The sequence below is a fragment of the Streptomyces sp. NPDC001532 genome (genome assembly GCF_040298625.1).
Lineage (GTDB): Bacteria > Actinomycetota > Actinomycetes > Streptomycetales > Streptomycetaceae > Streptomyces.
The window spans coordinates 47,848-54,270 of the sequence record NZ_JBEPAL010000056.1 but is presented as its reverse complement, the minus strand read 5'-3'; the positions used below and the strand labels follow the sequence as shown (position 1 = coordinate 54,270).

Annotated in this window: 5 protein-coding genes; 2 read left to right on the top strand and 3 right to left on the bottom strand. The window is 72.3% G+C overall.

The features are described from left to right. Positions 1–156: 156 nt before the first annotated feature. Positions 157–1,620: an aminopeptidase P family protein gene (locus ABT232_RS34390; protein WP_351847638.1), complete on the bottom strand. Its 1,464-nt coding sequence runs from the start codon at positions 1,618–1,620 to the stop codon at positions 157–159. A 94-nt stretch (positions 1,621–1,714) separates the two neighbouring features. Then, complete coding sequence (locus ABT232_RS34385; RefSeq protein WP_450871784.1) at positions 1,715–3,166, bottom strand: PP2C family protein-serine/threonine phosphatase; 1,452 nt, start codon at positions 3,164–3,166, stop codon at positions 1,715–1,717. A gap of 556 nt (positions 3,167–3,722) precedes the next feature. Here ABT232_RS34385 and ABT232_RS34380 point away from each other — a divergent pair. Then, positions 3,723–4,388 (top strand): bifunctional DNA primase/polymerase, encoded by a 666-nt coding sequence (locus ABT232_RS34380; protein WP_351847637.1) that lies wholly within the window; start codon positions 3,723–3,725, stop codon positions 4,386–4,388. Between the two features lie 55 nt (positions 4,389–4,443). Next, positions 4,444–5,124 (top strand): hypothetical protein, encoded by a 681-nt coding sequence (locus tag ABT232_RS34375; protein WP_351847634.1) that lies wholly within the window; start codon positions 4,444–4,446, stop codon positions 5,122–5,124. Between the two features lie 254 nt (positions 5,125–5,378). On the opposite strand, the gene ABT232_RS34370 is transcribed toward ABT232_RS34375, so the two are convergent. Continuing rightward, on the bottom strand, positions 5,379–6,344 hold the full coding sequence (locus ABT232_RS34370) for a DUF5926 family protein (protein ID WP_351847643.1): 966 nt from the start codon (positions 6,342–6,344) through the stop codon (positions 5,379–5,381). Between the last annotated feature and the right edge of the window lie 79 nt (positions 6,345–6,423).

Below are 6,423 nucleotides of genomic sequence, written 5' to 3'. Positions count from 1 at the left end.
GAACTACAACTACTCCTCGCGGTCTGGACCGGCGCCTGCCCCACCTGTCACCGCGACATGCCAGAACCCATACCAACATGACCAAGCACTACTAGAAGCGCACAGCACGACGATGGCCGGGCACCCATCGGGTACCCGGCCATCGGACGACCGCGATCAGCCCTGCAGCGAGGCCATCCAGGACTCGACCTCGTCCGACCGCCGGGGCAGCCCGGCGCTCAGGTTCCGGTTGCCGTCCTCCGTGACGAGGATGTCGTCCTCGATCCGCACGCCGATGCCCCGGTACTCCTCCGGCACGGTCAGGTCGTCGGCCTGGAAGTACAGCCCCGGCTCCACCGTGAGGCACATGCCCGGCTCCAGCACACCCTCGACATACGTCTCGGTCCGCGCGGCCGCGCAGTCGTGGACGTCCATGCCGAGCATGTGACCCGTGCCGTGCAGCGTCCACCGGCGCTGGAGCCCCAGCTCCAGCACCCGCTCGACCGGACCCTCGACGAGACCCCACTCGACCAGCTTCTCGGTCAGCACCCGCTGGGCGGCGTCGTGGAAGTCGCGGTACTTGGCGCCCGGCTTCACCGCCGCGATACCGGCCTCCTGGGCCTCGTACACGGCGTCGTAGATCTTCTTCTGGATCTCGGTGAAGCGGCCGTCAATCGGCAGCGTCCGGGTGACGTCGGCGGTGTAGTAGGTGTGGGTCTCCACACCGGCGTCGAGCAGCAGCAGGTCGCCCGCGCGCACCGGCCCGTCGTTGCGCACCCAGTGCAGCGTGCAGGCGTGCGGTCCGGCGGCGGCGATGGTGCCGTAGCCGACGTCGTTGCCCTCGACGCGCGCACGGAGGAAGAACGTGCCCTCGATGTAGCGCTCGCTGGTGGCCTGGGCCTTGTCGAGGACCTTCACCACGTCCTCGAAGCCGCGCACGGTGGAGTCGACGGCCTTCTGCAGCTCGCCGATCTCGAAGTCGTCCTTGACCAGGCGGGCCTCGGAGAGGAAGACGCGCAGCTCCTCGTCGCGCTCGGCGGTGACCTTGTCGGTCAGCGCGGCCTCGATGCCGGCGTCGTGACCGCGCACCACGCGGACCGGGCCGGTGGTCTCGCGCAGCGCGCCGGCCAGCTCGCGCACGTCGGACGCGGGGATGCCGTACAGCTTCTCCGCCTCGGTGAGGGAGTGCCGGCGGCCCACCCACAGCTCGCCCTGGCCGTCCAGCCAGAACTCGCCGTTCTCCCGGTCGGAACGGGGCAGCAGGTAGATCGTGGCCTTGTGGCCGTCGGCGGTCGGCTCCATGACCAGGACGCCGTCCTCGGTCTGGTTGCCGGTGAGGTACGCGTACTCGACCGAGGCGCGGAAGGCGTACTCGGTGTCGTTCGAGCGGGTCTTCAGGTTGCCGGCGGGGATCACCAGGCGCTCACCGGGGAAACGGGCGGACAGCGCGGCGCGACGGGCGGCGGTCTCGGCGGCCTGGGCGATCGGCTCCAAGTCGCGCAGCTCGGTGTCGGCCCAGCCGGACCGCATGCTCTCGGCCAGCTCGTCGGAGACGCCCGGGTACAGGCCGTTCTTGCGCTGCTTGATCGGCTCTTCCGTCTCCTCCGGGGTCTCCGGGGTGAGCTCGTCGGCCACGGTCATCCTCCTTGATACGGCACTGGACCACCCCCATCGTACGGTCGTACGGCGGGGGGCCCGGAGGGCCGGAGGACCCGTCACCCGGCGTCGCGGCCGCTCACTCGAAACGGGCCGCGAGCAGCACGACGTCCTCCTCGCTGTCCGCCTCGTCCAGTCCGTCCGGCAGCACCGTGCGCAGGACGTGGTCCACGATCGCCTCCGGGTCGCGCCGCTTGGTCCGCGGCAGGCCCGCGGCCGCGGCGTGCAGCCGGGCGAAGGCGCGGTCGACGGGATCGCCGGTGCGGTGCAGCAGCCCGTCGGTGTAGAGCAGCACCGTCTCGCCGGGCTCCGCCTGGAACTCCACGCTCGGCGCCTCCCAGCAGGCGAGCATGCCGAGCGGGGCGGAGACGGAGGTCTCCACGAACGCGGTGCGCCGCTCGCCGATCAGCAGCGGCGGGGTGTGGCCGGCCCCGGCCAGCGTGATCTTGCGCAGCGCGGGCTCGCAGAAGGCGAACAGGGCGGTGGCCGAGCGGGCCGGTTCGGTCAGCCGCAGCAGCAGTTCGAGGTCGGACAGGACCGCGACCGGATCCTCGCCCTCCATCACGGCGTACGCCCGCAAGGACGCCCGCAGCCGGCCCATCGCGGCGATCGCGCTGGGCCCCGAGCCGGTCACGGAGCCGACGGCGAGGCCGAGGGCGGCGTCCGGCAGCGGCAGCGCGTCGTACCAGTCGCCGCCCCCGCGCGGTCCGGTGCGGTGCCGCACGGCGAGCTGGACTCCGGAGACCCGGGGGAGCCGGGAGGGCAGCAGTTCCTCGGCGATCGTCGTCATGCAGACGCGGGTGCGCTCCACCTCGAGCAGCCGGGCGAGGTGCTCGGTGGCGTAGCGCGCGTACAGGCCGACGAGGTGGCGCTGGCGTTCGACGGGCTCGGCGGGCTCGTCGTAGAGCCAGACGGCGGCGCCCAGACGGCCCGCGGTGTCGGTGGAGAGGGGGACGGCGTAGCTGGCGGCGTAGCCGAGGCGGGCGGCCACCTCGCGGTGGCGGGGGTCGAGCCCCTCCTCGGCGAACAGATCGGGGCGGACGCTCTCGCTGACGCCGCCGGGCCGTCCGGCGGGCGGGTCGAGGAGGTCGCCGTACGGCAGCGCGGCGTGCGGGACGGTCTCCAGATGGCCGAGATCGGACGGGCCGAGGCCCAGGCCGACGGTGCTGCGGGGGCCCAGTCCGTCGGCGGGGTCCAGGACGACGAGTCCGCGCCGGGCGCCCACCAGGGCCGCTCCGGCACGGAGCACCTCCTGGAGCGCGTCCGGGAGGTCGTCGGTGCGGGCCAGCCGCTCGGTGAGTTCGTGGAGGGTGGTGAGGTCGGAGACCCAGCCTGCCAGCCGGTCCTGGAGCAGCTCACCTGGGCCGGTCGTGACGGCGGGGACCTCCGGGGCCGGCGACGCGGGCGCGACAGTGTGTGCGGGGGCCGGAACCGTTGAATCGATTCCGGCCACTTTCGGAGGGTGCGGGGCGTTCATGGCGTCCGGCTTTCCGACCGGTGCGTATTGCTCAAAAGCATCGCAAACCCCCATGTCAATCTGCGCCGCTGGCAATGTCTCCACATGTACACGCAGTCATGAGGAGATGTCCAGCATTGTCCTGGTGGGATTCCTGGTGTCCGTGGGTTTCACGGGACTTGAAGCAGGTACTCTTGCGGAAAGGCCAAGTTGGCTCAAAACTGCCTCAGGTAAGCACATATTGCGGTCGACTGGCCTTGCTCGACGGAGCGTCACAGCGGTCGTGATGGGTACGTACTCGGAGAAGGCCAGGGGTGGTTGGGAACCGCCCGGAACCTGGCGACGGACCCGGGCGTCCTATCCACCGACGACCGTGCCCCATCCTCCCGCGGCGGCGGCGGAGAGAAATACGCGAGACGGCAAAACGCCACACTTCGCCACCCCGCGCCATGCCCATGCTTGTGAAAGACGCAGTGGGCGGAGGCAGCCAAACGCTCGGCCCATAGGGGTTCCCCGTGCTTCCACGCAGGGGTGTGATGCGCCAGTAGGTACGCACAGTGAAGTGATCGACACATGATGTGAATGTGGCCCACGGTGTTGCCAGGCGTGCAACGGAAAGGAACGAGCGCTCATGCGCGAGATCCTCGGAAGGCGACGCAGGCTCTTGTCCAGGCGGAAGGACGGGAGGCGTGAGTTGATCGGCGCGGCCCTGACCTTCGCGACGGAATGGCAGTGGCCCGTACTCCCGGGTGTGGCGGCCGACCCGCAGGGGCGCGACCGCTGCGGCTGCCCCGATCCCGAGTGCCCGGTCCCCGGCGCCCACCCCTTCGACCCCGGCCTGCTCGCGGCCACCACCGACGAACGCATGGTGCGCTGGTGGTGGGGCAACCGGCCGACGGCACCGATCGTCCTGGCCACCGGCGGCAAGGCGCCCTGCGCCGTCAGCCTGCCCGCCCCCGCGGCCGCCCGCGCCCTCGACGCGCTCGACCGCACGGGGATGCGCCTCGGCCCGGTCATCGCCTCGCCCACCCGCTGGGCCGTGCTCGTCCGCCCCTACTCCATGGAGCAGCTGGGCGAACTGCTGTACGCCAAGGACTTCGTCCCCGGTTCCCTGCGCTTCCACGGCGAGGGCGGCTACCTCGCCCTGCCGCCGTCCGGGACGGGCCAGGGCCAGATCCGCTGGGAACGCGCCCCGCTGCCCGGCTCCGCCGCCCCCTGGGTACCCGACGTCGAAGCCGTGGTGGACGCCGTCGTCGACGCCCTCACTCGTACGGGTGTGAGCGCGCCCGAGTTCTGAGGGTGTCGGGCGCGCGCGAACCGGGCGCCCGGCCGGGATCGTTATCGTCCGGTTCATGCTGCGCCACTCCGGGGGCCACCGAACCCGTTCGCCGCACCGCGGCCGGCCGGACGCCCGAAAGCTCCGTCTGTTCGGTCTGGCCGTCGCCGTGGTGTGCGCCGCGGCGCTGCCCCTGGCCATGGCCTCGGCGGGGCCGGTGGGCTCCGGACGGTCCGCGGGCGGACCTGAGCAGGCCGTACCCGGCGAGGCGCGCGATGCCGCCGGGAACGCCGCGCCCGACACCGTCGCCGGGCACGACTCGGCCGCCGGGAACGACAAGGCGCCCCTCACCGAGCGTGCCGCCGAGCCCGGCGCCCGTCGCTCGCCCTTCCTGCTCGGCCTCGGGGTGTCCACCGCCGCCCGCTGCGGTCCCGAGCTGACCTCGCCGGACGGCATCGAGGCGCAGACCTGCGTGCTGGCGCAGGCCGAGGACACCTGGGGTCGCACCTACTACCGCAACGCCACCGGCCACGCCCTGGACGCCGTACTGACATTGATGGCGCCGGGCGGCCGGACCGTGCAGATCCGCTGTGCGGTGGACGCCGGGGACGAGCCGGCGAGCTGTGAGACGCCGCGGGAGGCCGGCCGGGGTCCGGCGGCCGAGTACACGGCGGTCGCGGAGTTCGCGGAGCCGGGCGGTCAGGGGCCGCTGCTGCTGCGCGTCGGCAGCAACTCGGCTGCCGTCACTGGCGGTTGACAGGCGGCGGCACACCGTGCGCGAGTGCGCGCATGGAAAGACCCGGTTGCTGGCGACGGGGGATGCACCAGCAACCGGGCTACTCGAACGGTAACAAGAGATCGGCTGTTCGCAAATTCGATCTCCGCTTTCCCTTGGCTATTCGGACACCGACTCACCTTGCTCGCAAGGGAGTTGTGACCGGAGTCACCCGTGCCGCGAAGGCCGGTTCGGCTGACCGGTCGGTCAGCCGAACCCCTTGTCCGCGCTGTGCGTCAGCTGAGCGTGACCTGCCGGTTGGTCAGTCCGCCACGGGCCCGGCGCTCCTCGGCGGTGAGCGGCTCGTCCGCGGCGAGGGCGTCCGCCAGGCGCTCGGCGAACTCGGCGGCCGGCTTCTCGATGTCCTCGGCCGAGACCTCGCTCGGCAGGTCCCAGACCGGGACCGTGAGCCCGTGAGCGCGGAAGGAGCCCACCAGACGGGTGCCCTCGCCGAGGCTGGAACGGCCCGCAGCGTGCAGCCGCGCGAGAGCGTCCAGAAGCTGCTCCTCCGGGTGCGGCATGACCCAGCGCAGGTGGTTCTTCTCCGGCGTCCGGCACCAGTACGCGGCGTCGACGCCGGTCAGCTTGACGGTCGGGATGGCCGCGGCGTTGGCCCGCTCCAGGGAGGCGGTCACCTCCGCGGTCGCGTTCTGCGCGTCCGGGACCCAGAACTCGAAGCCGCTGTGCACCACCGGCGTGAAGGCGCCCTCGGGGTCGATCAGGTCCTGGAGCCGGGGACCGTCGGCCGGGGCGCGGCGGCCCTGGACCGGCGTGCCCGGCTTGGCCTGAAGGGCACGCTGGAGGGTGTCGGCCAGATCCCGGCTGATGTCACCGGACGCCGTGTCGTTCTGGAGGCCGATCAGCACCGAGCCGTCCTCGCGGCGCAGGGCGGGCCAGGCCATCGGCAGGACCGTCGCCAGGGTGACCGACGGGACGTCCTCCGGGAGGCCGTCCCTGAGGACCAGTTCGGCGGTCGCGGCGGGCACCAGCTCGCGCAGGGCCACCCAGTCGCACTCGCCGGGAAGTCCCTCGAACGGGCGCTGCACCAGCTCGGTCACCGCCTGGGCGGCGGCCCGGCCGTGGCAGGCCTTGTAGCGGCGGCCGCTGCCGCAGGGGCACGGCTCGCGGGCGCCGACGACCGGGATCTCACCGTCGGTGATCTGCGGCCGCTTGGCCTTCGTCTGGGGTCGCTTCTTGGCCATGGTGGGTGTCTCCCGGTGACGGCTCGTCATCTCGTACGGCGGGAGCCTAGCCGTTTGCGCCATGGCCGACGGGACCCTG